General features: G+C 41.8%; 39 protein-coding genes. 36 read left to right on the top strand and 3 right to left on the bottom strand.

Annotated features, from left to right (window positions below; all coding sequences use genetic code 11):
* Positions 1-44 precede the first annotated feature (44 nt).
* From VXQ92_RS04455 to VXQ92_RS04445, 3 genes are all read right to left on the bottom strand, one after another.
* Positions 45-260 (bottom strand): hypothetical protein, encoded by a 216-nt coding sequence (locus VXQ92_RS04455; protein WP_416680592.1) that lies wholly within the window; start codon positions 258-260, stop codon positions 45-47.
* Positions 261-359: 99 nt separating this feature from the next.
* The gene (locus VXQ92_RS04450; RefSeq protein WP_180075164.1) at positions 360-662 is read right to left on the bottom strand and encodes a hypothetical protein; all 303 of its coding nucleotides are present in this window, start codon (positions 660-662) and stop codon (positions 360-362) included.
* 76 nt (positions 663-738) lie between these two features.
* Complete coding sequence (locus VXQ92_RS04445) at positions 739-1,392, bottom strand: LexA family protein (protein WP_279665350.1); 654 nt, start codon at positions 1,390-1,392, stop codon at positions 739-741.
* A gap of 108 nt (positions 1,393-1,500) precedes the next feature.
* On the opposite strand from VXQ92_RS04445, the gene VXQ92_RS04440 reads away from it, so the two are divergent.
* From VXQ92_RS04440 to VXQ92_RS04265, 36 genes are all read left to right on the top strand, one after another.
* Positions 1,501-1,689, top strand: a complete 189-nt coding sequence (locus VXQ92_RS04440) for a hypothetical protein (protein ID WP_160361934.1) — start codon at positions 1,501-1,503, stop codon at positions 1,687-1,689.
* 57 nt (positions 1,690-1,746) lie between these two features.
* Positions 1,747-2,238, top strand: a complete 492-nt coding sequence (locus VXQ92_RS04435) for a phage regulatory CII family protein (RefSeq protein WP_278364532.1) — start codon at positions 1,747-1,749, stop codon at positions 2,236-2,238.
* Between the two features lie 51 nt (positions 2,239-2,289).
* Complete coding sequence (locus VXQ92_RS04430) at positions 2,290-3,183, top strand: replication protein (protein ID WP_416680591.1); 894 nt, start codon at positions 2,290-2,292, stop codon at positions 3,181-3,183.
* Entirely contained in the window at positions 3,180-3,926 is a 747-nt protein-coding gene (locus VXQ92_RS04425) for an ATP-binding protein (RefSeq protein ID WP_005262240.1), read from the top strand. Before VXQ92_RS04430 ends, VXQ92_RS04425 begins: the two co-directional genes overlap by 4 nt.
* On the top strand, positions 3,923-4,147 hold the full coding sequence (locus VXQ92_RS04420; protein WP_416680590.1) for a hypothetical protein: 225 nt from the start codon (positions 3,923-3,925) through the stop codon (positions 4,145-4,147). The genes VXQ92_RS04425 and VXQ92_RS04420 overlap by 4 nt, the downstream gene beginning before the upstream one ends.
* On the top strand, positions 4,144-4,332 hold the full coding sequence (locus VXQ92_RS04415) for a hypothetical protein (protein ID WP_416680589.1): 189 nt from the start codon (positions 4,144-4,146) through the stop codon (positions 4,330-4,332). The genes VXQ92_RS04420 and VXQ92_RS04415 overlap by 4 nt, the downstream gene beginning before the upstream one ends.
* Complete coding sequence (locus tag VXQ92_RS04410; protein ID WP_416680587.1) at positions 4,329-4,574, top strand: hypothetical protein; 246 nt, start codon at positions 4,329-4,331, stop codon at positions 4,572-4,574. Before VXQ92_RS04415 ends, VXQ92_RS04410 begins: the two co-directional genes overlap by 4 nt.
* Positions 4,571-4,981: an HNH endonuclease gene (locus VXQ92_RS04405; protein WP_416680585.1), complete on the top strand. Its 411-nt coding sequence runs from the start codon at positions 4,571-4,573 to the stop codon at positions 4,979-4,981. Before VXQ92_RS04410 ends, VXQ92_RS04405 begins: the two co-directional genes overlap by 4 nt.
* Positions 4,959-5,363, top strand: a complete 405-nt coding sequence (locus VXQ92_RS04400; RefSeq protein WP_313582571.1) for a DUF1064 domain-containing protein — start codon at positions 4,959-4,961, stop codon at positions 5,361-5,363. Before VXQ92_RS04405 ends, VXQ92_RS04400 begins: the two co-directional genes overlap by 23 nt.
* 12 nt (positions 5,364-5,375) lie before the next feature.
* Complete coding sequence (locus tag VXQ92_RS04395) at positions 5,376-5,927, top strand: hypothetical protein (protein WP_416680584.1); 552 nt, start codon at positions 5,376-5,378, stop codon at positions 5,925-5,927.
* A gap of 93 nt (positions 5,928-6,020) precedes the next feature.
* The gene (locus VXQ92_RS04390; protein ID WP_416680583.1) at positions 6,021-6,281 is read left to right on the top strand and encodes a hypothetical protein; all 261 of its coding nucleotides are present in this window, start codon (positions 6,021-6,023) and stop codon (positions 6,279-6,281) included.
* 323 nt (positions 6,282-6,604) lie between these two features.
* Positions 6,605-6,763 carry a hypothetical protein gene (locus VXQ92_RS04385; protein WP_416680582.1) on the top strand — a complete coding sequence of 53 codons (159 nt, stop codon included), beginning with the start codon at positions 6,605-6,607 and terminating at the stop codon, positions 6,761-6,763.
* Positions 6,764-6,862: 99 nt separating this feature from the next.
* Positions 6,863-7,039, top strand: coding sequence for a hypothetical protein (locus VXQ92_RS04380; RefSeq protein WP_416656324.1), 177 nt, complete (start codon positions 6,863-6,865; stop codon positions 7,037-7,039).
* 2 nt (positions 7,040-7,041) lie between these two features.
* Positions 7,042-7,263 carry a hypothetical protein gene (locus tag VXQ92_RS04375; protein WP_416680581.1) on the top strand — a complete coding sequence of 74 codons (222 nt, stop codon included), beginning with the start codon at positions 7,042-7,044 and terminating at the stop codon, positions 7,261-7,263.
* 79 nt (positions 7,264-7,342) lie between these two features.
* Positions 7,343-7,621: a hypothetical protein gene (locus VXQ92_RS04370; protein ID WP_416680580.1), complete on the top strand. Its 279-nt coding sequence runs from the start codon at positions 7,343-7,345 to the stop codon at positions 7,619-7,621.
* A gap of 41 nt (positions 7,622-7,662) precedes the next feature.
* Positions 7,663-8,100 carry a hypothetical protein gene (locus VXQ92_RS04365; RefSeq protein ID WP_416680578.1) on the top strand — a complete coding sequence of 146 codons (438 nt, stop codon included), beginning with the start codon at positions 7,663-7,665 and terminating at the stop codon, positions 8,098-8,100.
* Entirely contained in the window at positions 8,060-8,701 is a 642-nt protein-coding gene (locus VXQ92_RS04360; RefSeq protein WP_416680577.1) for a putative metallopeptidase, read from the top strand. Before VXQ92_RS04365 ends, VXQ92_RS04360 begins: the two co-directional genes overlap by 41 nt.
* A gap of 46 nt (positions 8,702-8,747) precedes the next feature.
* The gene (locus VXQ92_RS04355; RefSeq protein ID WP_416680575.1) at positions 8,748-9,218 is read left to right on the top strand and encodes a DUF2280 domain-containing protein; all 471 of its coding nucleotides are present in this window, start codon (positions 8,748-8,750) and stop codon (positions 9,216-9,218) included.
* Positions 9,219-10,754 (top strand): phage terminase large subunit, encoded by a 1,536-nt coding sequence (gene terL / locus VXQ92_RS04350; RefSeq protein ID WP_416680574.1) that lies wholly within the window; start codon positions 9,219-9,221, stop codon positions 10,752-10,754.
* Between the two features lie 10 nt (positions 10,755-10,764).
* Complete coding sequence (locus tag VXQ92_RS04345) at positions 10,765-12,249, top strand: phage portal protein family protein (RefSeq protein ID WP_416680573.1); 1,485 nt, start codon at positions 10,765-10,767, stop codon at positions 12,247-12,249.
* Positions 12,249-12,425, top strand: a complete 177-nt coding sequence (locus VXQ92_RS04340) for a hypothetical protein (protein WP_416680572.1) — start codon at positions 12,249-12,251, stop codon at positions 12,423-12,425. Before VXQ92_RS04345 ends, VXQ92_RS04340 begins: the two co-directional genes overlap by 1 nt.
* 7 nt (positions 12,426-12,432) lie before the next feature.
* Entirely contained in the window at positions 12,433-13,638 is a 1,206-nt protein-coding gene (locus VXQ92_RS04335) for a phage minor head protein (RefSeq protein WP_416680570.1), read from the top strand.
* Between the two features lie 76 nt (positions 13,639-13,714).
* Positions 13,715-13,930, top strand: coding sequence for a hypothetical protein (locus VXQ92_RS04330; RefSeq protein ID WP_174894555.1), 216 nt, complete (start codon positions 13,715-13,717; stop codon positions 13,928-13,930).
* 58 nt (positions 13,931-13,988) lie between these two features.
* Entirely contained in the window at positions 13,989-14,966 is a 978-nt protein-coding gene (locus tag VXQ92_RS04325) for a hypothetical protein (RefSeq protein WP_416680569.1), read from the top strand.
* Positions 14,963-15,349: a hypothetical protein gene (locus tag VXQ92_RS04320; RefSeq protein WP_395522129.1), complete on the top strand. Its 387-nt coding sequence runs from the start codon at positions 14,963-14,965 to the stop codon at positions 15,347-15,349. The genes VXQ92_RS04325 and VXQ92_RS04320 overlap by 4 nt, the downstream gene beginning before the upstream one ends.
* 3 nt (positions 15,350-15,352) lie before the next feature.
* Complete coding sequence (locus VXQ92_RS04315) at positions 15,353-16,426, top strand: major capsid protein (protein ID WP_416680567.1); 1,074 nt, start codon at positions 15,353-15,355, stop codon at positions 16,424-16,426.
* Between the two features lie 10 nt (positions 16,427-16,436).
* Positions 16,437-16,796: a hypothetical protein gene (locus VXQ92_RS04310; protein ID WP_416680566.1), complete on the top strand. Its 360-nt coding sequence runs from the start codon at positions 16,437-16,439 to the stop codon at positions 16,794-16,796.
* Positions 16,797-16,803: 7 nt separating this feature from the next.
* Entirely contained in the window at positions 16,804-17,247 is a 444-nt protein-coding gene (locus VXQ92_RS04305) for a gp436 family protein (protein ID WP_191730652.1), read from the top strand.
* Between the two features lie 7 nt (positions 17,248-17,254).
* Entirely contained in the window at positions 17,255-17,770 is a 516-nt protein-coding gene (locus tag VXQ92_RS04300; protein ID WP_416680564.1) for a phage virion morphogenesis protein, read from the top strand.
* A complete protein-coding gene (locus tag VXQ92_RS04295) occupies positions 17,745-18,167 on the top strand; it encodes a hypothetical protein (RefSeq protein WP_191730650.1) in 423 nt (140 codons plus the stop codon). Before VXQ92_RS04300 ends, VXQ92_RS04295 begins: the two co-directional genes overlap by 26 nt.
* A 9-nt stretch (positions 18,168-18,176) precedes the next feature.
* Complete coding sequence (locus VXQ92_RS04290) at positions 18,177-18,347, top strand: hypothetical protein (protein ID WP_416680563.1); 171 nt, start codon at positions 18,177-18,179, stop codon at positions 18,345-18,347.
* Positions 18,347-19,105, top strand: coding sequence for a hypothetical protein (locus VXQ92_RS04285; RefSeq protein WP_416680561.1), 759 nt, complete (start codon positions 18,347-18,349; stop codon positions 19,103-19,105). The genes VXQ92_RS04290 and VXQ92_RS04285 overlap by 1 nt, the downstream gene beginning before the upstream one ends.
* Before the next feature lie 92 nt (positions 19,106-19,197).
* Positions 19,198-19,488, top strand: a complete 291-nt coding sequence (locus VXQ92_RS04280; RefSeq protein WP_416680560.1) for a tape measure protein — start codon at positions 19,198-19,200, stop codon at positions 19,486-19,488.
* 164 nt (positions 19,489-19,652) lie between these two features.
* Positions 19,653-20,384, top strand: a complete 732-nt coding sequence (locus VXQ92_RS04275; protein ID WP_416680558.1) for a hypothetical protein — start codon at positions 19,653-19,655, stop codon at positions 20,382-20,384.
* Complete coding sequence (locus VXQ92_RS04270; protein ID WP_416680556.1) at positions 20,381-20,833, top strand: type II toxin-antitoxin system VapC family toxin; 453 nt, start codon at positions 20,381-20,383, stop codon at positions 20,831-20,833. Before VXQ92_RS04275 ends, VXQ92_RS04270 begins: the two co-directional genes overlap by 4 nt.
* Positions 20,834-20,925: 92 nt before the next feature.
* Positions 20,926-21,252 carry a hypothetical protein gene (locus VXQ92_RS04265; protein ID WP_416680555.1) on the top strand — a complete coding sequence of 109 codons (327 nt, stop codon included), beginning with the start codon at positions 20,926-20,928 and terminating at the stop codon, positions 21,250-21,252.
* Positions 21,253-21,275: the final 23 nt, after the last annotated feature.

Here is a 21,275-nt window from a genome sequence, read left to right as displayed (position 1 = left end):
TTGTTTTTAAATGATATGAGGGTGGTGCTCAAACTCCATTTTAACTAAATAAAAAGCTGAATACGCTTAAACTTTTTATTAGCTTCAATTTCCATTTTATAAAATCTGTCCTTATCATCAGAATCTATAAATTTAGTAAATGTACTGCGCTCAAGAAGCTGGTAAAGGAACCTTTCACCAGTCTTAAGTATTACTGTCAGTAGATGATGCTGGTAAAACACATGACTTATCTTGGGTGAATTTATTTCAATCTTTTGCATTATATTTATTAGCTATTTCCTCAGTTTCAATCAGTCTTTTTTAGCAACCATCTTTTGGCCCAATTTCCCTTCGTCAATCAACAAAAAATGATTTAGGGTTTATAGCGCAGAATACTTTTCTAAAAACTCATCTATCCATCCTTGTGCCACTTCAAGATTGGTTATGTCAGTCAACTTTAGATTTGTCTCTTCTGCTTCGTTAAAGCCTTCTATAATCGCTTCAAAGATATTTGCTTCACTAATGACCTCACGTGCTATTTCAGCAGCGTCATAGCTTTGTTTGGCTTTTTTAAGCGAGGCTATTTGTTTATCAACTCCTGTGCCAATTTTGCCTAATGCCAACTTAAACTCTTGACGATTAATCGTTAGCGCAGTTTTAGATTTGTTGAGTGTTGCGATCATTGTAGTTTCCTCTTCAAGAGTTTTTTATTTATGGGGTATTTTTGCTACAAGCCGCATATAGCGGCTTTTTTATTTCTTAAATTTTTCTATACAAACCAACAACTTTACCAACCAATCGACAATCTTCCGTCAGCTTGATAATTTGCTCATCCCACTTTGGATTTAATGGTTTCAGGTACTTGGTTGTGCCTTCAATAATAAGCTGTTTAAAGGTGGCCTCGTTATCTCCAGTGCAGGAAACAATAACTAAATCCCCAGTCTTTAGGTCACTAACCTGGAAGTCTGGATTTACATAAATGCGATCTTCAGGCTCAAACTTTGGAGACATTGAAATGCCAGTCACTACTAGGCCGTAGCCATTTTTTCCACATTCCTTGATTGGCGGCAGGTATTCGTCGATTTCCGCATCCTTTAAAACAGTCTGAATTGGATCAAACGCGCCAGCAGCCACCCACGAGATGACCGGAACCGGACGACCTTCAAAAGGTATTCTCTGAGAAAGATCCACATTGTTATCCAGCCGTGGAGATGCTTCTCTGCCTGTCAAAAGCCAATCATCACTAACATCGAGAAACCTCGCTATAAGCTTTAGCTTTCCGGCTTTTGGTTGACTATCTCCGTGAATCCACTTTCCAGCAGCCACACCTGAAACTTCAGCAGCTCTAGCTAAATCCGCAGGCTTATAGCCTTTTTCTTTTAATTTTTCTTGGAGGCGCAAGTGGAAGGACATGATCAAATCCATTCTAAATAATCTTAACTAATGTTAATACATTAAGTTGAAACTGTGGTTAAGGTGTGATAACTTTAGTTTATTAACTACAGTTAAGTAGAGAAGGCAATGAAACCCAGTGATCTTATGAGCCATTACGGCTGCAAGACCAAACGCGAATTATCCCAAAAAACAGGCTTTTCAGAAGTCACTTTATGGAAGTGGGAAAAAAATGGAATCCCACCTCGTACGCAAGCAACTTTTGAAGTTCTCACCCAGGGCAAGCTAAAGGCAAATTTGGAAGCCTTAACCGCTTAAACCAATTATCAACAACTTAGTGTTTTTAATAAACGTGAAAGTAAACAAGGTGTTCACATGGATATATCGAAAGAGACCAAAACCGCATTGCACAAGATGGTGCACCAGTCGAACGGCATTACTCCAAAAGAGATAGCTGATCTTGTTGGCGTGTCTCATAACACGATTTTGAACTATGCCAATCCAAACATGGAAAACCATTTACCGAGCCTAAAGGCATTTGAAGCAATGCTGACCTATACGCAAAACCCAGCACCATTAAAAGTATGGGCGCACAAATTAGGTTTTGTATTGGTTCCGGTAGATCAAGCTCAAGGCAAGGATCATGAACTAGGTGTTCTTGAATCACTGCTTGGTATGAATGTGGGAAATGGTGCAGCAAACAAGCAGGTTTTATCTGCTTTAGAAGATGGCGTAGTGACACCTGCCGAAATGGATGAGACGGATCGCATCCTGGAAGAAATCGAACACAAAATTCAGTCTTTGCGTAAGGCCATGAAAGGCGAGTGCGCAAAGTATTTATCAGCTCTACAACGAGAAAAAGCCTGATTTGCGAGATCAGGCTTTTTGTATTCAAAATACTTAGAGAGAATTTTAAATATGAAATCAAATCTAGCACATGAACCACCAATACCTCAAGGGCAAGTAGTTCATTTTCCAAAAAATGAGCGCAAAGCTATGTCGAATAAAGAAGAGCGCTACACCAAGATGCCAAATGGTTTAATTGATGGTCAGATCATGGCTCAACTGAACGATAAGGCATTTAAGTGTTTAATGTTTGTCATGCGTCAAACCATTGGATTTGACCGTGCATCCCATCCAATTGCTATCACTCAATTTCAAAAATATTGCGGTATTAAAAAACGCGATACGGTTATGTCATGTATTCGCGATCTGGAAGAGCTTGGCTTGATCAAAGTCGAGAGAACAACAGGCTGTTTGAATGAATATTTATTTACTCCTGACCAGTACCGCGAAAAGGGACTAGTACCAAATGAGGGTAGTACCCTTAAAGGTGATGGGACTAGTGCCACCAAACGGGACGGGACTAGTACCGCGAAAGGTGACGGGACCAGTACCGTTGAACGGGGCACTATTAAAGAAACACTTAAAGAAATATTTAAAGAAAACTTTAAAGAGAAAAACGCGCAGGAAAATTCAGTTGATCAGGTTCTGAATCTCTGGACACCAGATTTACATTCTCTGAATTCCTGGTTACAGAGATCAGGTGAAACTCCGATGACCCAAGAACTAGTGAATCAGATTTTACTTGAAGTGAATGCTCACTACGAACCACGTTTGAACGCAGGCTTGATCACAGACACCCAAATGTATTCAAACTTCGTGAAGTGGATCAAACGTAAATACACTCAAAAACAAAATTCACACTCTGCAGCACCCGCCCAAAACAACCGCAACGTAAATCAAAACTGGGGCCAGGTTCAACAATACGCACCCGCAACCGATGACATCGACTTGGAGGGCTTAGTATGAATGCAGCAGCTCTACTTGGTTCAAAAATTCAGATCAGCTCTGAATACTGTGACCGCCACCAGATGCAAAAAGTTCAACTGGGTAACCAGTCAATTTGCAAACAGTGTGCATCTGAAATCTTAAATCAGGCCCATCAGGATCATGCAGCCTCTGTCAATCAGATGGTTCGTGAAAAGCATTTTGAAGGCGCGAAGTTACCAGGTCGTCATGCAAACAGTGGTTTTAAGGAATACATCACCACTAACGACGGCCAGAAACATGCTAAAGCTCAGTGTGTGAAATTCACTAAAGACTTTCTGGAAGGCATCACTCGCAATCTGATTATGGTGGGTCGTACTGGTACTGGAAAAACCCATTTGGCATGCGCAGTCGCTCGCAACGTTCTGGAGGCGCGTAAATACGCCCGCTACGTCACTTCTGAAGATATGGCTAATGAGATTGCCAACGCTTGGAAAAAAGCCGATGACAACGAAGCCAACGCAATCTGGCGCTATACCGATTATGACCTTCTGATTCTGGATGAATATGGATTGCATGATCGCCATGAAAACCGCCTGCAACTGGTTCACAAGGTTTTATATGCGCGTTATGACGCAGGTAAGCCGACCATGCTGATTTCAAATATGACCAAGGATGATTTGGCGACTGATTTGGGTGATCGACTATGGTCCCGGTTCCAGCATGACGGATTGGCTGTGGTTGAGTGCAATTGGATGGATCGGCGTGTAGGGGGTGGGGTGTGAGCGTAGATGTTCAAGTTACGGCAATTGACCGTCAAAAGCAGGTAGTAATTGTTGAGGCATATCAGGATGCGAGACGTATTTTCAAAAGCCCAATGCCTTACAAAATTGAAACCAGAGCAAGTATTGAATCATCTTTAAGAAAAGAACTTAAAAATTTTAATCGTCCGTCATGGGGTGGAATGAACATCGTATTCATGTGCCGTATTGGAGATATGAAATGAGAGATAAAAACACTATCGACTGGTGCGAAGAATTAGAAGGCCTTGCTTATGCACCTGTAATCAATCACGGCACTGTTTACGCATACAACAAGCATAAATGCCGCTGTGAGTTCTGCAAGGAAGCTAAAGCGATTAGCAATCAACGTGCCGCTCTCAAGGCGAAGATGAAGCAGGTGGCGGCATGAACACACCCACCATCCAGCGGTTTGAAGAAATCAAAGACATCCTGGTGTATGTGGCTTTTTCAAAACATGAAGTCACATCAGCAGAGCTAGAAGAACATGTATGTGACAAAACCAGATCTTCTTTAAATCAGAAACTGCGAGGACTTGTCCAGGCAGGTTACTTGGCTTTTAGATGTAATCACAGCACAAGACTGTATGTAGCCACTGAAAAGACAAAACAGCTATTTGGGGCTGCAGTATGAAATTAACCAAAGCTCAACGTGAGCAACTTAAAAATAAATTTGGTGGGCACTGTGCTTATTGTGGTTGTGATCTGAGTGATAAATGGCATGCGGATCATATTGAGGCGGTGGATCGGGTGATGGTTGAGTGTGAAAAAAGAGGAATTAAAACCTCTGGTGAAATGCATAAGCCGCACTTGGACACAATTGAGAATATGAACCCGGCATGCATTCCGTGCAACTTAAACAAATCATCCATGTCACTTGAAGGTTGGCGAGGTGTTTTAACTGGTTATCGAAATGCCCTGATTCGAGATTCGCACACTTTTCGTCATTCACTTCGCTTTGGATTGGTTGAATTTACGGATAAGCCAGTGGTGTTCTTTTGCGAGAAGTGGGGTGCCAATGACATCAATCTCACTCGCTGAATATCACAAACAATATGGCGGTGGTCGTAAGACTGCCACCAAACGCAACAAATTTAATGCTGTGAAGATCGAAAAGGACGGAATGACCTTTGATAGCCAAAAGGAGTACAAGCGCTATATCGAACTTACAGCGCAAATGCAAAGAGGTGAGATTCAAGATTTACGGTGTCAGGTCAAATTTGAATTGGCGCCCAAAGTAAAGATTGCAGGTGAGAAAAGAGCAAAGCCTGCACTTCGATATTTTGCAGATTTCACATACCTGAAGGATGGGGTGCAGATTGTTGAGGATGTGAAGTCAGCAGCAACCAGAAAGTTAGCAAGTTTCCGTAATAAGAAACACTTGATGAAAACAGTACACGGTATAGACGTTAGAGAGATTTGAGAGGGAATAGGGATGAATGCGATGGTTGAAAAATTTGAACAGTTTGAATGGTTGATTCGGGGCACTACAGCAAAGTCACCTAACTTTGAGCCTGTGGTGCATGGGACTAATGAGAAGCCGTTAGATTATCAAGACCGCCTTGGTGCGGTGGCATCCATGGAAACACAGCTTGCCAAATCAGTTACAGCACTAATTGTATTTGAGGGTAAATCAGAGATGGATTATAGACATGTACAGTCACACCTTGCACTCATCATGTCTACCAATGCCAAGTTGGATAAACGCAAAGAGCCAGCCAAAGTAACTATTGATGAGATGGCATCAATGATTGCGCGAATGGTAATAGACTTTTCTCTTAACCCCGATCTTGAGAACAATTTTACAGCTCAAGGTCGTTTGTATTATGCAGGTTTGCGTAGTTGGCAAATGGATGCTGAGTGTTATCGCAAGACTTGGAAGCCATACGAGAACCTCATGGTTTTAGCTATTGAGAATGCAATTGATGAGGCGGCGAAAACCATTAAAAACTATAGAAAAAATACCTATAAAGAATTTGAGGTATAGGGATTCCATTATTCCGGAAACCAAGGTATAGTTTTACTATACTGGTCGTATTACGGTTCAACCGAGACCAAGCTTAATCTTAAGGTGTATTACATGGAATTAAGACATCTCACGCAGAATGAAATAGAAGAATTAAGAACTATGCAGGTTACTGGTGCATATGATCCCAACTATGTTCAGCAACTTGGTCGAAATAAGCAAATAGAACTATATATGTATCTTAATAGAGATAGTGGTATGTTTAACTCTGACTATGACTCGAATTTTAGTAAAGCTCAGAAAATCTATAATGAAGAATTAGCAGGAAGATTCGCAAGAGAGTTATTGGGAAGCGAGATGTATAAAAACATCTAGAATTCCAATAATTAAATTAGGCTCATCGAAAGGTGGGCTTTTTTGTTGATTGATATTTATGTGAAATGTAATATTTTGCCAGTGGTTAAAAAACAAACCCATGTAGAATGGCCCATAGATTCTATGCTGTAGTTTCTTTCCAATTTCAGCCTCCTTTTCCCAAAGGGGGTATTTTTTTGCCTGGAGAAAAGTATGCTCCAATTTATATTCTGTTTATTCGGCCTACATGGTGCAACTGAGATCAATTACACGATTGATGATGAAGAAATCAAAGTGTGTCGGGATTGTTTGAAAAATGTTGAATAATTGGCAGAGAGTACCTTATGAAAAATTGGTTAAAATGTTTTGTTCATAATTGCATCGTGCATCCACTTATGATGTTTATTCCAAAAAATTGGGCACATGAAATGCATGATCGCAATGCTGACTGGGCTTTTGGTTTAGACCGTTATGATGAGCTTAAGCTCGAGCAACAAAAGTAACCCTTGTCACTTCGGTGACACTAGCCGAACGTATTACGGCAATCAAAGCCCCTCGCATTCTAGATGTTGAGGGGTTTTCTTTTCTTATTGGTGGTAGATATGCGATTAGGTCGAATGGTTGTTGCTGCAATGCTAGGTACGGCATTTGCGGAATACTCACGCTCAAGTGGTGGTGATTGGGATTCAATCTTGTGGGGTGAGCCACAATCAAACAAATCAAAGCCTAATCGTGTAAGTCAGGCAAAGAGACGCAAGTATAAGCGTCAAGGTCGGTGAATATGGACATAGTATCTGCGCAAAGGGAATTAAAAGAACACTGCGACCAGATTGATATTTTACTCAGTCTGTCCCGCAGCATGATGACTGCTAAAGAGATGGTGAATGTTGATGAAAAGCTTAAACGCCACCGAGAGCGGGCAAGAAACATCAGAATCAATCTCTATGAAGCGCAACCCCAAAAGACTCGCGGCAATCAGAAAGCTGCCGTGTATTCGGTGTGAATTTGATGCGCTTCATGGTTGAATTAAGCTGAATTCCAATGCTAACCTCAAGCTCCTTTTTAATAGTGATATTTAAAAAATGCCTTATAAAAGAATTGAGTTATTTGAAAAAAAGCAGTTTGGCGAAACACCTCTAAAGGTGGATGCTTATTATATTTATTATGGTGATGATATGAATACTGGTGGGTATACAGCAAGCTTAGCTTATAAGCCTGCGGGCTGTGCTTATCAAGGGCGTTATCGCACCTTATCAAATATTAGTGCTGATGAGGCGTTAAGTGAAATGCTTGATAACATAAGAAGTGCCTACAATTTAAATGAATATGTTGAAAACCTATCAGATTGGAATCAGTTGTAACATAAACCTCCCTCGGGAGGTTTTTTTAATGGGCGCAATTTATGGATGTTGATGACTACTTCTGGAAAACCAAAAAACGCCCAATTAAAACAAAATCACGCACCAAGCCTTTGCCTAAGGCTAAAGAAAAATATCTAGAAGCAGAAGAAACCTTATTTCAAGAATTAGAAGAATACCGAATTGGTTATCGACGCAAGTTTCAATTTGAATCGACCAAAAATTGGCGCTTTGATTTTTATATTGTGAAATTGAATCTTCTTATAGAAATCGTGGGTAGTTCATGGTCGGTTGGCCGTGGTGGGAAAAAGATAGCGAATTCATTTAATAAGTATGATCTTGCTGAAGATCAAGGTTATACATTTGTGCGTCTTGAGCCTCATCAAATTGAATCAGGTTATGCAATTAATTGGATTAGAAGCCAGTTAGAGAGATTAGAAGATGGAACAGTTCAGACCATTCCCGCCGACGGAGCTGATTGATCAGGCTGAGCAAGAGGAAGCCATTCGCTTGGCACCAGCACCAGAGCTTAAAGAATGGGTCATTACAAATTGGCTTACTTTAGGTGGTGAACTACATAACCCCGATCATGATCATATTGCCGAACTACTCCATGACAATGAAGAGTTCCTTGCATTCGCCTGGGCTTCATCGGCCGCCGTAGCGAAAAAACGTATGGTGCTTGGGCAATGTGAAAAGGTCATGTTTAACGTGGGTGGCTGGAAGAAAGCACGCCAGGAACAACAGATGCGGGATTGGTTCGGCTTTGTACCTCAATATCTGATTACTGTGGATGCTGCTTTCTGTGAGCAAGCCTCAGATCGTGAGTTTTGTCGGCTGATTGAGCATGAGCTATATCACATCGGTGTAGAGCGTGATGAAGATGGCGAAATCATTTATAGCGATATGACTGGTTTACCTAAGCATTATTTAGCTGGCCATGACGTTGAAGTGTTCTTTGGTGAGACTAAACGATGGGGTGCAGACGAATCTGTTAAGCGACTTTTGGAAATTGCCAAAAATGCGCCGTTTGTATCAGAGGCAAGTATGGCGGCGTGTTGTGGGAACTGTGTCATAGGTTAATTTTTTTTGCCCACTTTCCTTGATATTCCTTGATGGATGGTGATTTATGGCAAGGCTTAAAAAAGCGGAAAAAATCTTTATTGTTCGGTCACTTGCGCAGTTTATGCCTATCTCTGATGTAGTGAGGGATATCAAGGAAAAATTTAATGTAGATGTCTCTCCTCAACAGGTGGAATATTACGATCCAACGAAAGCCGCTAGTGCAGATTTAGCACAGGAATTTATTGATCTATTTAATGAGGCGCGTAAGGAATACATTGATCAACCAATTCACAATATTGAAGGTGCCAACGATATTGTTCAGTTGAAAATTCTCAGTGATCTATTGGTGAATAAAAAAAGCAATGTAGTTTCAGCAATTAAATTAATTGATCAGATGCAAAAAATTGTTAAAGGTCACTATGAAAAGAAAATAGAGATTACTGGTAAAGACGGCGAACCTCTTCAAACAACAGTTGTTCATGCTACCCAAGCACAGGTTGAAGCTGCAGTAAAGAAGGCCCAAGAGGAATACTAAATGGATCTGCAAACACAGGTTGAAAAGAAGCTGTGTGAAGATGAGCATTTATATTTCACCCGGCGTTTCTTCAAGCCTCGTATGGGCTTTAAATTTACAGTGAACTGGCACCACGTTTATATCTCTTGGATTATCGATCAAGTCATTGCAGGTGAGATTGCAAACGTTGTTATCAATGTTCCACCAGGAGCAGGCAAAACCGAACTAACAACTAACCTGATCCCGCGCGGCTTAGCTCTAAATGCCCGGTCACGGTTTCTGTATTTATCTTTCTCTCAGTCACTGGTAGAAGGCGTATCGGATACGGCGCGTGACATTGTGAAGTCGAAAGACTATCGCCAGATGTGGGATCTAACTGTCTCAAACAGCACTGACTCCAAGAAAGAGTGGAAAATTACGGTTGAAGATTACGATGTGGGTCACGTATATGTGGCCTCCATGGGTGGTCAGGTAACAGGACGACGAGCAGGGACATTGGCAGATGATGGCTTTACTGGCTGTATCATCATTGATGACCCGTTAAAGCCTGAAGATGCTTTCAGTAAGATCAAGCGAGATGCTGCAAATCGTAAGCTACTCAATACGGTGAACTCACGTAAAGCTAAGTCTGATACGCCCATCATCATGATCATGCAGCGCCTGCATACCGAGGATCCGACTAACTTTGTCATGACTGGAAATCTACCTGGTGAATGGACTCAAATTTCTATTCCAGCCCTGATTGACGATAAGTACATTGCAACCTTGCCAGAGCATATTCAAAAGCTGGTACCGCAAGATACTGAACGTGATGGGCAAGGCCGTCAAAGTTACTGGCCAAAGAAGGAGTCACTTCAATCTCTTTTGCAGCTTGAAAAGGGCGGCAAGGACAAAGAAGGTGCGACAGTTTCCCGTTATACGTTTTCAAGTCAGTACATGCAGCAGCCTAAGAAACTGGGTGGTGACTTAATCAAGTCCGAGTGGTTTGGATTCTATAAAGAGCATCCAGAATTACAGTGGCGCGCCGTCCTTGTTGATACGGCGCAGAAAACCAAAGAGCACAATGACTATTCTGTATTCCTGCTTGTAGGCATGGGGATAGATGGCAAGCTGTACTTGCTTGACCTCTTACGTGGCAAATGGGAAGCACCGGAGCTAAACCGTCAGGCGAAAGCCTTTCTGGATAAGCATAAAGAATACACCTGGCACACCAAGCCTATTCGCTACATGAAAGTAGAGGACAAGGCATCTGGTACCCAACTGATCCAAACACTCGGTACTTACTCTGGTGTTGCTGTGATTCCAGTACAGCGGAATACGGACAAGTTATCCCGTTTTATGGATGTACAGGTCCATCTTGAAGCGAATTACAAAGATAAGCCTGATGACCGATTTGTATTGGCGCCCAAAGATGCTCATTGGGTCGGTGAATTCTTTGAAGAGTGTGAAGCATTTAATGCGGCATTTACCCATGATCATGACGATCAGGTGGATACGCTCATTGATGCGATTGAAGATGCAGTGATTGCAATTAATTACAGCCCACCAGCGGCTTAAGGTTTTATTTATGGCTAAGAAAAGTAAAAAGTCTGAAAATAGCAAGCCCGAATCTGGTGCACTCTATTCTCATGAGGCAGAGCAGGCCTTAATCAGCTATCTGACCAAAATGCCAGATGGTGATGAGGTCCTTCGTAAGGCGGGGGTCACCCGGCCGCGATTAAAAGTCATGATGTATGACGACGAGATTTATCAGGCAATCGAAAAACGCCAAGATAAACTTGAAAGTGCATCATGGCGTGTAGAGCCAATGGATCGGCCTGAATCAAAAATCATCATGGAACATTTACGTGAGTGGTGGTCTGAGATTCTCTTGGGTGCACAGAATGCCCGTTGGTATGGATACTCAGTCTTAGAGGCGATTTATACCAAGCCGGAAGAACCAAGCCTGCATATTGAAGGCGATACTATTACGCCTTTTATTGGTTTTAAATGGATTGGTGAAAAGCCAATGCAGTGGTATGAGCCTAAAAATGATGGTCGCCTGATGTTGTTGGCCAACTACAACACGACTCGACAGGATCAGGAAGTAGACCAACGTTTCAAGCACTTTTTGACACGTTGTAAATCTACTTATGAAAATCCATTAGGTGAGGCTTTATTAAGTCGACTGTACTGGGTCTGGTTCTTCAAGACTTCTGGTTTTAAGTTCTGGGCCAAGTTTGTCGAAAAGTTTGGCTTACCCATGCTGGTTGGTAAAACTACCGGCAAGACAACAGATATGCGTGATGCACTACTTAGAGCTCATGCCAGTTCGGTTATTGCTTTAAGTGGTACAGATTCAGTTGAAATACAAACTGCCAATACTAATGGTAATGCTTCCCAGACATTTGAAGTCTTTGACAAGAACTTAGAGCGCCGTATTCAAAAGGTGATTCTGGGTCAGACTTTGACAAGTGGTACCGACGGCGCAGGTTCACGAGCTTTAGGTGATGTGCATTTAGAAGTACAGAACTCGAAGTATAAAGCTGACGTACGAATGATCATGCCAACGATCCAAGCCGTTATTAATGCGTTATGCGATCTAAATAGCTGGGAACGTCATCGAGTCATCATTGGTGAAGAGAAATCACTGGAAGAGCCTAAAGCGGATCGTGATGTGAAGTTAAAGAATGCCGGTGCAGTCTTAACGCCACAATACTTTAAGCGTGAGTACGGGCTTGAAGATGGTGATGTGATTGAACAGCCTCAAACTGGCTTCAATCAATTTACTGCATTGCCTAAGACGGCGTTTAACTTCAAGGCACAAGCAAACAAGTTATCACCAGAACAGCAAGAAGTTGAAGAACTGACTGATGGCCAAGATGAATTGCAGTTACTTAAGCCGGACCAGGTCAAGGAATTGATATTCAAGTCTGATAGTCCAGAAAGTCTGGCTTATAACCTGATGCAATTAATACCTGGTGCAACTCAGACACAGTTCACGGCTAATTTAGATCAAGCCTTATATGCTGCAGATATGTTGGGGTATGTGACGGCGCAAGGTGGGAAGTAATGAGTGAAAAATGCGAATCATGCCGCCGTGGTTTTGATGGTCGGAATGGGAGTGGTTACAGCCCATGTGGATGCAAGAAAACAGTCAAGGTAGCTATTTTGGGTGCTGAATCTAAACAAAGTAGAGTTAGAGTCTTGATTGATGCGCTATTAGCTCAACCTCCACGAAAGCCATGAGGTTTATATGCAACCAGTCACGTTTCTTGAGGCGCTTCAGTACGCTCACAGTAAAAAGATCGTGCTACCTGATGAATTCTACTCAATGGACCTTAAGACCCGACAGATGGCAACTACGGTTAGCTTTCTATCGAGCCTTGAGCAGGTTGAAACAGTCATTAAGGCCGTGAATAAATCGATTGCCGATGGCGGTACTTTCAAGGACTTTCAGAAGCTGATTGAAGAATCTGAAATCATCCTGCCTAAACACTATTTGGATAATGTATTTCGTACCAATATCCAAAGTGCTTATGGACATGGACGATGGCAACAGCAGCAACGGAATAAAGCTAAACGACAATACCTGATGTACTCGGCGATCAATGATAGTCGCGTACGTCCTGCTCATTTAGCTTTGAATCGTATCGTACTGCCGATTGATCATCCATTCTGGCTAACACATTATCCACCATTGGGATTTCGTTGCCGGTGCACCGTGATTGCCTTAACCGAGAAGCAGGCACTGAAATACGGCATTACACCTGATGATCAGTTGCCTGAAATTGCCGAGGCTTTGGATTGGAGTTCTCACCCATTGCAGTTTGGTGAGTTTGAATCACTGGTGGATAAAAAGATCAGTGCCTCATCACTAGATAAAGAATATCTACTCGAGCAAAAGGAGGTCATTAAGGCTGAATGGACGGCGAGTAAAAAGCTCACCAGTCTATTTGCTCCGATGGATGATAAGACACGGGACCTGTTTGATACGGTAGCCAATACGGTAATTCCACTTGATCCAAGTATTCGACCAAGTGCGATTCGTACCTTTCTGGACTACGTGCAGGGAAATGATGCTGCACTGACCGGCTATTTAAACTCTGCTACAAGCTCACTGGCTGATGATGTACTTAAACGCTGGCTGAGTACTGACATGGCAGCGATTCAAGTTGTGGCAAGCAATACGGCTTCTACCGTAGTAGGTGCTGCAACTCTTAATCAAGTAGCGGCTTATCAGGTAGGGCAAACTATTCAGATGAATGCGCCGTTGCTGATGGTTGATACGACTTCAGATATCGTGATTAAGATCGAAAATGCAAAAGGGCTCGGTATTGATCTGGATATGCTCAATGCTGGTAACGGCGTTCTCATGCCGATGGGGCTATCTTTTGAGGTGGTTTCGATAGAAGTGGTTGAAGGACAGATGGTTTACACGTTGATGGCATTAGTAAATTAATCTTCAAGGTATTCATCTGTAAGAAGAGTTTAAGTATTGTGGTGATATAATGATCAAAACCTAAGTGGAGATGCTCATGAATGATGCAATGCTTAAGCATGAAGAAAATGCTTTTAAACGCAATTTAAATAAGCTTATAGATCAACAATGTCATGAGTTCGAAGCGCGTACGGGGCATCGAATTGATGGTATTTCATTAGAGTATCAAGCCAAGCCTAAAAATCCCTCTTTAACTCTTGGAATTGAAAATAAAGGTCTTTTCCAGTGTGATGTTGATATCGAAAAAAATTAACTAAGTAGAAATAGATGAATAGCACCCATATGGGTGCTTTTTTTATGGAGCATGAAAAATGCCAGATCCAAATGAAGAGCGGCTGAAGTATTTATTTAATGCTTCAGCGATTGAGGTACCGAAAGCTGAAGAAGGGCAGAAGCGGAAATTTAAAGGCACTGCTTATGCGGGTGGCCGTGTAGATGGTCATTGGTATTGGGGGCGTTCTGGTGTCGTTTTTGATCTTGATGGAATTGAGATTGATAAGCCGACAGCCTTACTTGAAGAGCACTTCGGCTCAAGTCGAATTGGTGTTGTTCAGAGTGTAGATACCAACGGAAAGATTGATGTATCTGGTGATTTTCTCACGAATGCTAAGGCACAGGAAATTGTTCAGGACTCTGATGACGGCTTCCCATTCCAGATGTCGATGATGATTGATCCAGGATCTATTGAGGAAGTCTCACAAGGCAAAACGGTCACGGTAAATGGTCAGTCGTTTGAAGGCCCAATCACCATCTTCCGTCAAAACCGCATTCGTGAATTTACGATCTGTTCAACCGGTGCTGATCGCAATACATCAATCAAAGCCTTTTCGGGCAAAGCCAATCCAAACCCAACCAAAGAGGACACCAACGTGACCGAATTAGAAAAAGCACAACAAGCCAAAGAGCAGGCAGAGCGTGAGCGTGATGAAGCACTGGCTGAACTTAAGCAATTCAAAGCGCAAAAACGTGCTGATGAAATTGCAGCTTTAGAAACTGAGCTGAAAACACAGTTCTGTGCTGAAGATAAAACAGCTTATACCAATATGGATGATTCAGTTTTTAGCTTTACTGCTAAGCAGCTTCGTCAATTCTCGGCAGGTAATACACAGCAGCCAGCTGGACAACAACAGCAAACACAAACACAAACACCAAGTGTAAATCCGGCATTTGCTCACTTGTTCACTCATCAAGCCAATCCAGGGCAGGGTGGTCAAGTTCCACAAGGCTCGGCTTTAGATCAGGCATTTAATCAGTTTGTAGCAGCGCAGCAACAAGGAGCTAAATCATGAGCCAAGTATTAACAGGCACTATTGAAAATAAACAACTAGTGGTCGGTGACGGCGTACGTACAGAAAATGCCAAAGTAAAAACTGCTACAGCATATAAGCGCGGCGATTTACTTAACGTGAGTGCCAATAACGTTGCTGATCATCCTGTTGTCACTGAAGGTGTAGTAGGTGAATGGAATGCAATTGCTGTTTCGGATTTCACTGTAGCTCAATCTACTTACCATGCGGCTAATAATCTTGAGATGCCGATCTACGTGCAAGGCCCATTTGATATTGCAGTAGTTACAGTGAATGGAACACCTCTGACTACTGCTCAATATGATGCAGTACGTGCACAAGCATTAAAAAACAAAATCGAACTTCGTAAAGTTGTGGGGAACTAAGACATGAGTCAAACTTTTACATTTCAAAATGCACCAGTGGAATTACTGGATGTGCCACAGCTGGTATTACTGACTGATACCACTCAAAAGGTAGATACCTGGCTGATGGACCGCTTTTTCCCTCAACGTGTTTCATACACTAAAAAAGAAGTTCCAGTTGGTGAGCTGAATACTGCGACACCACTTGCGCCGTTTGTTACTCCGACTGCAGCTGGACGTCAGATTAAAGTAGGTGAATCTGGTAACGTGAAATTCGTTAAGCCAGCTTATCTGAAACCAATGATGACGGTGATGCCAAGTGAAGTGCAGAACACTGCTCTTATCGCACGCTTACGTCAGTTTGGTGTGATTGCCACCGGTTCAAATCGTTTATCTGATGCTGATCTGCTACTGATCGACCAAGCTCAAAAAGCATTGTATCTGCGTCAGTCAATTGAAAACCGGAAGGTGTTAATTGCACGTGATGTATTGCTTTACGGCAAAACCACCTTTGCCTCTGCTGATTTCCCAATGTATGAAGTGAATTATGAGCGTAATGCGGCTTGTAATTTCTCACCATTGGTGAAATGGGGACAAGTTGGAGCGACACTTGTTAAAGATATTCAGGCAATGATTGATCTTTCGGTAGAACATTCTGGTACATCACCAATCATGGCGCTGACTACCTCAAAAGTGTATAACGTGATGATTAAAGATCCTGAATTTAAAGAAAAGTTCATTGCTCCTTATGCAGGTATTAGCGTTCCACTGACTCCAACTTTCGACCAAGCTGACAAGCCTCAATTCCGTGGCACGGTCGATAATATGGAAATCTGGACTTATGATGCTAAGCACAATATGGGTGGGGATATTGAGCGCTTCATTCCAGAAGATTTCTTTGGTCTGGTTTCTGATGCGAATGGTTGGATTGCGCACTGTGCATTGCAAAACGTTGAAGCATTCGGTCAGGCTTTAGAGTTCTATTTAAGCCAATGGCAGGAAAAAAACCCTTCAAGCATTCAATTGCTTGCTGAATCTTCTCCACTTGCTGTTCCAAATAACAAAAATGGCTTAGTCGGCGGTCGCGGCTTCGTTTAAGGGGAATCAAATGCCAAAGTACATTGCAAAACAATCGATCGGACACTTTCGTCCAGGTCAGGAAATAGCGGGGCTTGAAGCTAAACAACTTCAGGCCCTTTTAGCATCTGGGGCTATTGAAGAATATCAAGAGCCGGAAGAACCTAAGGCAGACAATACCGCTGCACGCTTGGCTGAGCTTGAAAAGGCTAATGCTGAGCTGACAGCAGCAAATAAAACCTTAACCGAAGCCAATCAGACAGTAGCTGCTGACAAGGCGAAGGCAGATCAAGAAGTTACCGAGCTAAAAGCAAAAGTGGCTGAACTTGAAAAGGTGAAACCTGCCGCAAAACCTAAAGCCGGTGAAAAACCTGCTGATGAAACCAAGTAGGTGATCTATGTATGCGACTAAAGCTGATTTAGTCGCTCGATTTGGTGAAAACGTACTTAACCTTGCGCTCATGTTTCCTGCTGATGTTTCAGATCCATTAGAAATTTCTTTGCAGGATGCTTGTGAGGAGGTGGACGGATATCTAGCAGTACGTTACCCATTGCCCTTGCCAAATGTGCCTAATAATTTGAAGCGACTAGTGTGTGATATAGCACGTTATAAACTCCATTTTGAAGCAGCGCCTGAGGCAGTTGAACTACGCTACAAGATGGCGATAGATTTCTTAAAGGGTGTACGGGATGGCAAAAACTCACTGGCAATTTTAGATACCAGTAACCAAATCAGCGACGACCAACCCAAAGGCAGACCATCAACAGCACCCATCGGTACAAGTTACACCGGTGGTGTATTTGGTGATGCCACTTTAGACATGATGCCCAGTATGAAGTGAGGTGTTTATGGCTTTTGCAATAACCATTCAAGCCGATAGCTCACCTATTGAAGCAGTGCTTAACCAATTAGGTAACTTTGATTCGCTAAAGAACCAGTTGTTTGATGAGATTGGTGCTGGGCTTGTGAATAGTATTCAGCATCGGTTTTTAACCGGTACTGGTGTGGATGGTAACCCATGGAAGGTTTCATGGAGAGCCAAGCTGCAAGGACGTAATGGTGTGGGTGTTGGTGAAACATTGCGTGATACTGGCCGCCTCATGAATTCCTACACACACAATGTTCTTTCAAGCGGTGTGGAGGTGGGTACAGATGTGGCGTACGCACCTCATCTGCATTATGGCGCAACAATCCTACCTAAGAATGGCCAATACATTACTTTTGCAGTGGGTGGTCAATATCGGAAAGTTAAGCAGTCGATTTTACCGCCTCGAACTCAACTCGGGCTTGATGCGGAAGATGAGGTCATGGTTTTGGATATTGTCGGGAGTTTTATAGATGAGCACCTTCTTCGCGGTGCGTGATGAGATTGCAGAAAAACTGAAAGAGATTCCAGAATTTCTAAAGATCTATACGCCGTTAAACTCAGTCAGCGTAACTGAGATGTCGCAGGTCACGCCGTCGGCACATGTCAATTTTGTCCGTATAGACAAGAAAGCCAGTGCAGGTCGTGGAAGCATCAACCAGATCGGCCAGCAATGGGCGGTTACGGTGGCATGTCGCAATGCTCAATCTCAAATGACCGATGGTCGGGCGGTAAGTGATGAAGCGGGGCTTTTGACTGAAAGAGTTATTCAGCTTCTGTCAGGCTGGCAACCTTTGGCATCACGTACAGCACTGGATTTTATTTCGGTACGAGATGGGTATAGTCCAGGCTTTGCATATATCACGATTATCTTTGAATCACAGAAATTCATTTAGGAGCCGGTCATGGCAAAACAATACAAAGCATTACAGCCTGTCGGTCGCTTTCAAAAAGGCGATGTAGTCGGCGGGCTTGATGATGCACAAATTAAAAAATTAGTGGCAGATGGCGTGATTCAGGAAGCACCTGAACCTAAAGCAGCTCCAGCCAAGAAAAGCACAGGGGATGAAAAGTAATGGCTAAGAACAACTATATTTCTCTACATGGTAAGTTCTACCTGGCAGAAATTGTGAATGGTGTTGCTGGTGCAATGCGCCATATTGGTAACGTGCCCGAGTTTGAGTTAGAGATCGGTGCTGATGTCATTGAGCATCAGGAATCAATGTCTGGTAAGCGAACTACCGATTTCACCATGATTACTACCACATCAGTCAACTTCTCCGGGCAGTTAGAAGAAGTTACTCCTGAGAACCTTGAATATATCTTGTCAGGTATGAATCATACTGTGGCAACTAAAACCGAAACAGATGTGTCTTTAGGTACTGTAGTCGCGGGTCAAGAAATCAAACTTGATGGCTATAACCTGAAAACCGTTTCGTTCAAGGATTCAACCAGCGGGACAGCCAAAACGGTCGATCCGGAAAGCTACACACTTGATGCAAAGTTTGGCACAGTGATTTTCCATGATGTGGCTGACTTAACCATGCCAATTCTGGCAAGTTATGAAACTGGTGCTGTAACTCGTACTACTCTGGCATCAGACTTTGAAAAAGAGTATCAGCTCTTCTTTAAGGGAATTAATACTGCAAACGGTGAGCATGTGGCTGTAACGCTATGGCGTACCAAGAAGTCACCAGAAACCACTTTCCCATTGATCCATGAAGAACTGGGTCAGTATGAAATTTCAGGTCAGGCTTTATCGGATGTGACTAAAAAATCAGATCCAGCATTAGGTCTATATGGCCATGTTGTGACAATTCCAGCAGCCGTCTAACAAACACAGGCACAAAGAACTCCACGGCGCATTAGCGTCTTTTTTTGTGCCTGTGTTTTTATCAATGTTATAATTTAGGCAGAATTATAAGCATGGGCGAGAAGATGGATATAAACAAAGAACTACTCATAGAGGCGATTGAGTTGCACCTAAAAGGTCAGCCCTTGGATTGTGAGTCACTTAATCAGATTGCTGAATATGCGCCGTTAGTCAGTGAGCAATTGGTTAAATCTTATGGGGTAAGTCGCGGTGAGTTTCGTCAGTATGTTGGTCAGCGCGGTAAAATTGAGATTAATGAATTAAAAAGTGCGATATTAAAAACCGTACTATCACCAATCAATCCCTCTACTGGAAAGCCTTACTTTTATGATGTGAATGGGTGAGAAAATGAGTAAGGAATCAGCGTGAGTTGGTTTCTTTTTTAACGACATTCTGTGTCATATATTTTTTCTAATCTATTGAACAAAAATGTAAAGATGTTAAATTACAGCAAATGCTAATATAGCATTAGTGATAAATCCATAACATTAAATAGGGGGTGAGTATCATGTCTAATGAAACAGAATACACATTCTCTTTATATGTTAGAGGTATAAAGCTTAAAGAAATTAACCCTCTTGATTCAGCAAAGTTATTAGAATCTTTATGTAAGTTGCTAGGCTCTAAGAATCTTGTATGGGGAGATGTAAAAGAAGGATCGGCAGACTATTGCGTCAAGTTTGACTATCAGTATTTTGAAGAGAAGATCGCAAATTTTCACAAATCAGTTAATGATGAAACTGGTGCTTATAAAACAATTACAGAATTTTTAAATAAATACCCAAAAGCAAGTACATTGCTGCGTTACAAGACCTCTGCTAATGATGAATATATAAAACTATATGACTTTAAGAGAAAGGAAGAAGGATTTCTTTTTACTCAACAAGAGGCTATTCGTGGCCGGGTAATTGGACTTAAAGAGGGGAGTGATAAGACTGATCACATCCAAGTTCAAACAATAGCAGGAAAAAATGTTAGTGTTGCAATATCACCAGCCCTGTCGATGAGCTTGGGTAATAAATGGCGTACACAACATCAATTGCAGTTCATTGGTAAAGCAAAATATAGATATAGAAGTTATGATGATCTAGAGCTTGTTGAGTTCACTGCTGATAATATTCAAGAAATTGAAGATGGAAATATTTTAGACTGGATTAATGATTTCAAGGATGCTGGGGATAGTGGTTGGAATGAGTTTGACGACCCTATAGCAGAATGGCTTAAGGAGCGTCATGAGTGATTGTTGCTATTGATAATAATATTTTGATTCACTTGGTTTCTGATAGGGCTGTACATAACAATTTAGAAACTTTCTTACATCAGAATAGTGCAACGTTATTAATTCCAACTCCTGTGATTGCTGAGTTTACAGCGCACGATTTTAATAAGCGTCGCATGCAATTATTGTCATACGAACACAATAAAGTCCTCACTGGTATCTTTGATAAAAAAGCCGCTTTAATTTGTGGAGAGTTATCCAGTAAGCTTCACAAAGACATTCTTAATAGTGATAAACAAAGAGTCAAAGTTGACTTGCAGATAATAGCGATCGCGCTTTCGAATGGTGCTGAAATATTACTGTCCGAGGATAAAGGTGTTCTTAGTTGCGTCAAAAATCTTGAATTAAATTTAAAAGTTTTTTCAAGAAATGAGTTAAAAATTGGATTAGATTTATTTGATAATATTTAAAGCACAAGCCACTCTCCAGAGAGGTTCTTTAGTGCTTGAAAAAGCAGCAATTTATAGTATAAGTTGAATATAAAATAAGTTATGAGGTTGCCATGCCTGAGTGGTTAGATTTTAGATTAACTAAAATAGATTGTGCTTATAGAGAGTTTCCAAAACTGAAGTACTTGTCTTTGCTTTATTCCGCATTGGTAATTTTGTCAGCGATTTTTTATATACCTGTTTTAAAATTGGCACATAGTTTTAATTATTTCGGGAATTATCCGCTTCAAAATTTTATTTCAGAAAATATAAGTTGGTTATTCTGGGGGCAACTTGTTATCCCAGTGGTACTTGCTGTATTTTTTTATTGGGATGTCTCAGGTCGCCATGATGAAAAATATTTGAAGAAACATGGCCAGTTGCCAAAATGGGTTAGATGAAACCAAACCTCCTTCGGGAGGTT

The sequence above is a fragment of the Acinetobacter sp. 228 genome (assembly GCF_048147885.1).
Note: the sequence above shows the minus strand (reverse complement) of the source record. Positions and strands in the feature narration are given on the sequence as shown.

Excerpts from the sequence above, each read along its gene's own strand:
- VXQ92_RS04405 (WP_416680585.1), top strand. The coding sequence starts at position 4,571 with ATGAAATTAACCAAAGCTCAACGTGAGCAACTTAAAAATAAATTTGGT.
- VXQ92_RS04300 (WP_416680564.1), top strand. The coding sequence starts at position 17,255 with ATGGCTTTTGCAATAACCATTCAAGCCGATAGCTCACCTATTGAAGCA.
- VXQ92_RS04310 (WP_416680566.1), top strand. The coding sequence starts at position 16,437 with ATGCCAAAGTACATTGCAAAACAATCGATCGGACACTTTCGTCCAGGT.
- VXQ92_RS04430 (WP_416680591.1), top strand. The coding sequence starts at position 2,290 with ATGAAATCAAATCTAGCACATGAACCACCAATACCTCAAGGGCAAGTA.
- VXQ92_RS04395 (WP_416680584.1), top strand. The coding sequence starts at position 5,376 with ATGAATGCGATGGTTGAAAAATTTGAACAGTTTGAATGGTTGATTCGG.
- VXQ92_RS04425 (WP_005262240.1), top strand. The coding sequence starts at position 3,180 with ATGAATGCAGCAGCTCTACTTGGTTCAAAAATTCAGATCAGCTCTGAA.
- VXQ92_RS04410 (WP_416680587.1), top strand. The coding sequence starts at position 4,329 with ATGAACACACCCACCATCCAGCGGTTTGAAGAAATCAAAGACATCCTG.
- VXQ92_RS04400 (WP_313582571.1), top strand. The coding sequence starts at position 4,959 with ATGACATCAATCTCACTCGCTGAATATCACAAACAATATGGCGGTGGT.
- VXQ92_RS04370 (WP_416680580.1), top strand. The coding sequence starts at position 7,343 with ATGCCTTATAAAAGAATTGAGTTATTTGAAAAAAAGCAGTTTGGCGAA.
- VXQ92_RS04340 (WP_416680572.1), top strand. The coding sequence starts at position 12,249 with ATGAGTGAAAAATGCGAATCATGCCGCCGTGGTTTTGATGGTCGGAAT.
- VXQ92_RS04435 (WP_278364532.1), top strand. The coding sequence starts at position 1,747 with ATGGATATATCGAAAGAGACCAAAACCGCATTGCACAAGATGGTGCAC.
- VXQ92_RS04265 (WP_416680555.1), top strand. The coding sequence starts at position 20,926 with ATGCCTGAGTGGTTAGATTTTAGATTAACTAAAATAGATTGTGCTTAT.
- VXQ92_RS04380 (WP_416656324.1), top strand. The coding sequence starts at position 6,863 with ATGCGATTAGGTCGAATGGTTGTTGCTGCAATGCTAGGTACGGCATTT.
- VXQ92_RS04360 (WP_416680577.1), top strand. The coding sequence starts at position 8,060 with ATGGAACAGTTCAGACCATTCCCGCCGACGGAGCTGATTGATCAGGCT.
- VXQ92_RS04455 (WP_416680592.1), bottom strand. The coding sequence starts at position 260 with ATGCAAAAGATTGAAATAAATTCACCCAAGATAAGTCATGTGTTTTAC.
- VXQ92_RS04315 (WP_416680567.1), top strand. The coding sequence starts at position 15,353 with ATGAGTCAAACTTTTACATTTCAAAATGCACCAGTGGAATTACTGGAT.
- VXQ92_RS04320 (WP_395522129.1), top strand. The coding sequence starts at position 14,963 with ATGAGCCAAGTATTAACAGGCACTATTGAAAATAAACAACTAGTGGTC.
- VXQ92_RS04440 (WP_160361934.1), top strand. The coding sequence starts at position 1,501 with ATGAAACCCAGTGATCTTATGAGCCATTACGGCTGCAAGACCAAACGC.
- VXQ92_RS04365 (WP_416680578.1), top strand. The coding sequence starts at position 7,663 with ATGGATGTTGATGACTACTTCTGGAAAACCAAAAAACGCCCAATTAAA.
- VXQ92_RS04375 (WP_416680581.1), top strand. The coding sequence starts at position 7,042 with ATGGACATAGTATCTGCGCAAAGGGAATTAAAAGAACACTGCGACCAG.
- VXQ92_RS04390 (WP_416680583.1), top strand. The coding sequence starts at position 6,021 with ATGGAATTAAGACATCTCACGCAGAATGAAATAGAAGAATTAAGAACT.
- VXQ92_RS04355 (WP_416680575.1), top strand. The coding sequence starts at position 8,748 with ATGGCAAGGCTTAAAAAAGCGGAAAAAATCTTTATTGTTCGGTCACTT.
- terL (WP_416680574.1), top strand. The coding sequence starts at position 9,219 with ATGGATCTGCAAACACAGGTTGAAAAGAAGCTGTGTGAAGATGAGCAT.
- VXQ92_RS04295 (WP_191730650.1), top strand. The coding sequence starts at position 17,745 with ATGAGCACCTTCTTCGCGGTGCGTGATGAGATTGCAGAAAAACTGAAA.
- VXQ92_RS04450 (WP_180075164.1), bottom strand. The coding sequence starts at position 662 with ATGATCGCAACACTCAACAAATCTAAAACTGCGCTAACGATTAATCGT.
- VXQ92_RS04325 (WP_416680569.1), top strand. The coding sequence starts at position 13,989 with ATGCCAGATCCAAATGAAGAGCGGCTGAAGTATTTATTTAATGCTTCA.
- VXQ92_RS04445 (WP_279665350.1), bottom strand. The coding sequence starts at position 1,392 with ATGTCCTTCCACTTGCGCCTCCAAGAAAAATTAAAAGAAAAAGGCTAT.
- VXQ92_RS04280 (WP_416680560.1), top strand. The coding sequence starts at position 19,198 with ATGGGCGAGAAGATGGATATAAACAAAGAACTACTCATAGAGGCGATT.
- VXQ92_RS04345 (WP_416680573.1), top strand. The coding sequence starts at position 10,765 with ATGGCTAAGAAAAGTAAAAAGTCTGAAAATAGCAAGCCCGAATCTGGT.
- VXQ92_RS04290 (WP_416680563.1), top strand. The coding sequence starts at position 18,177 with ATGGCAAAACAATACAAAGCATTACAGCCTGTCGGTCGCTTTCAAAAA.
- VXQ92_RS04305 (WP_191730652.1), top strand. The coding sequence starts at position 16,804 with ATGTATGCGACTAAAGCTGATTTAGTCGCTCGATTTGGTGAAAACGTA.
- VXQ92_RS04415 (WP_416680589.1), top strand. The coding sequence starts at position 4,144 with ATGAGAGATAAAAACACTATCGACTGGTGCGAAGAATTAGAAGGCCTT.
- VXQ92_RS04285 (WP_416680561.1), top strand. The coding sequence starts at position 18,347 with ATGGCTAAGAACAACTATATTTCTCTACATGGTAAGTTCTACCTGGCA.
- VXQ92_RS04330 (WP_174894555.1), top strand. The coding sequence starts at position 13,715 with ATGAATGATGCAATGCTTAAGCATGAAGAAAATGCTTTTAAACGCAAT.
- VXQ92_RS04275 (WP_416680558.1), top strand. The coding sequence starts at position 19,653 with ATGTCTAATGAAACAGAATACACATTCTCTTTATATGTTAGAGGTATA.
- VXQ92_RS04335 (WP_416680570.1), top strand. The coding sequence starts at position 12,433 with ATGCAACCAGTCACGTTTCTTGAGGCGCTTCAGTACGCTCACAGTAAA.
- VXQ92_RS04385 (WP_416680582.1), top strand. The coding sequence starts at position 6,605 with ATGAAAAATTGGTTAAAATGTTTTGTTCATAATTGCATCGTGCATCCA.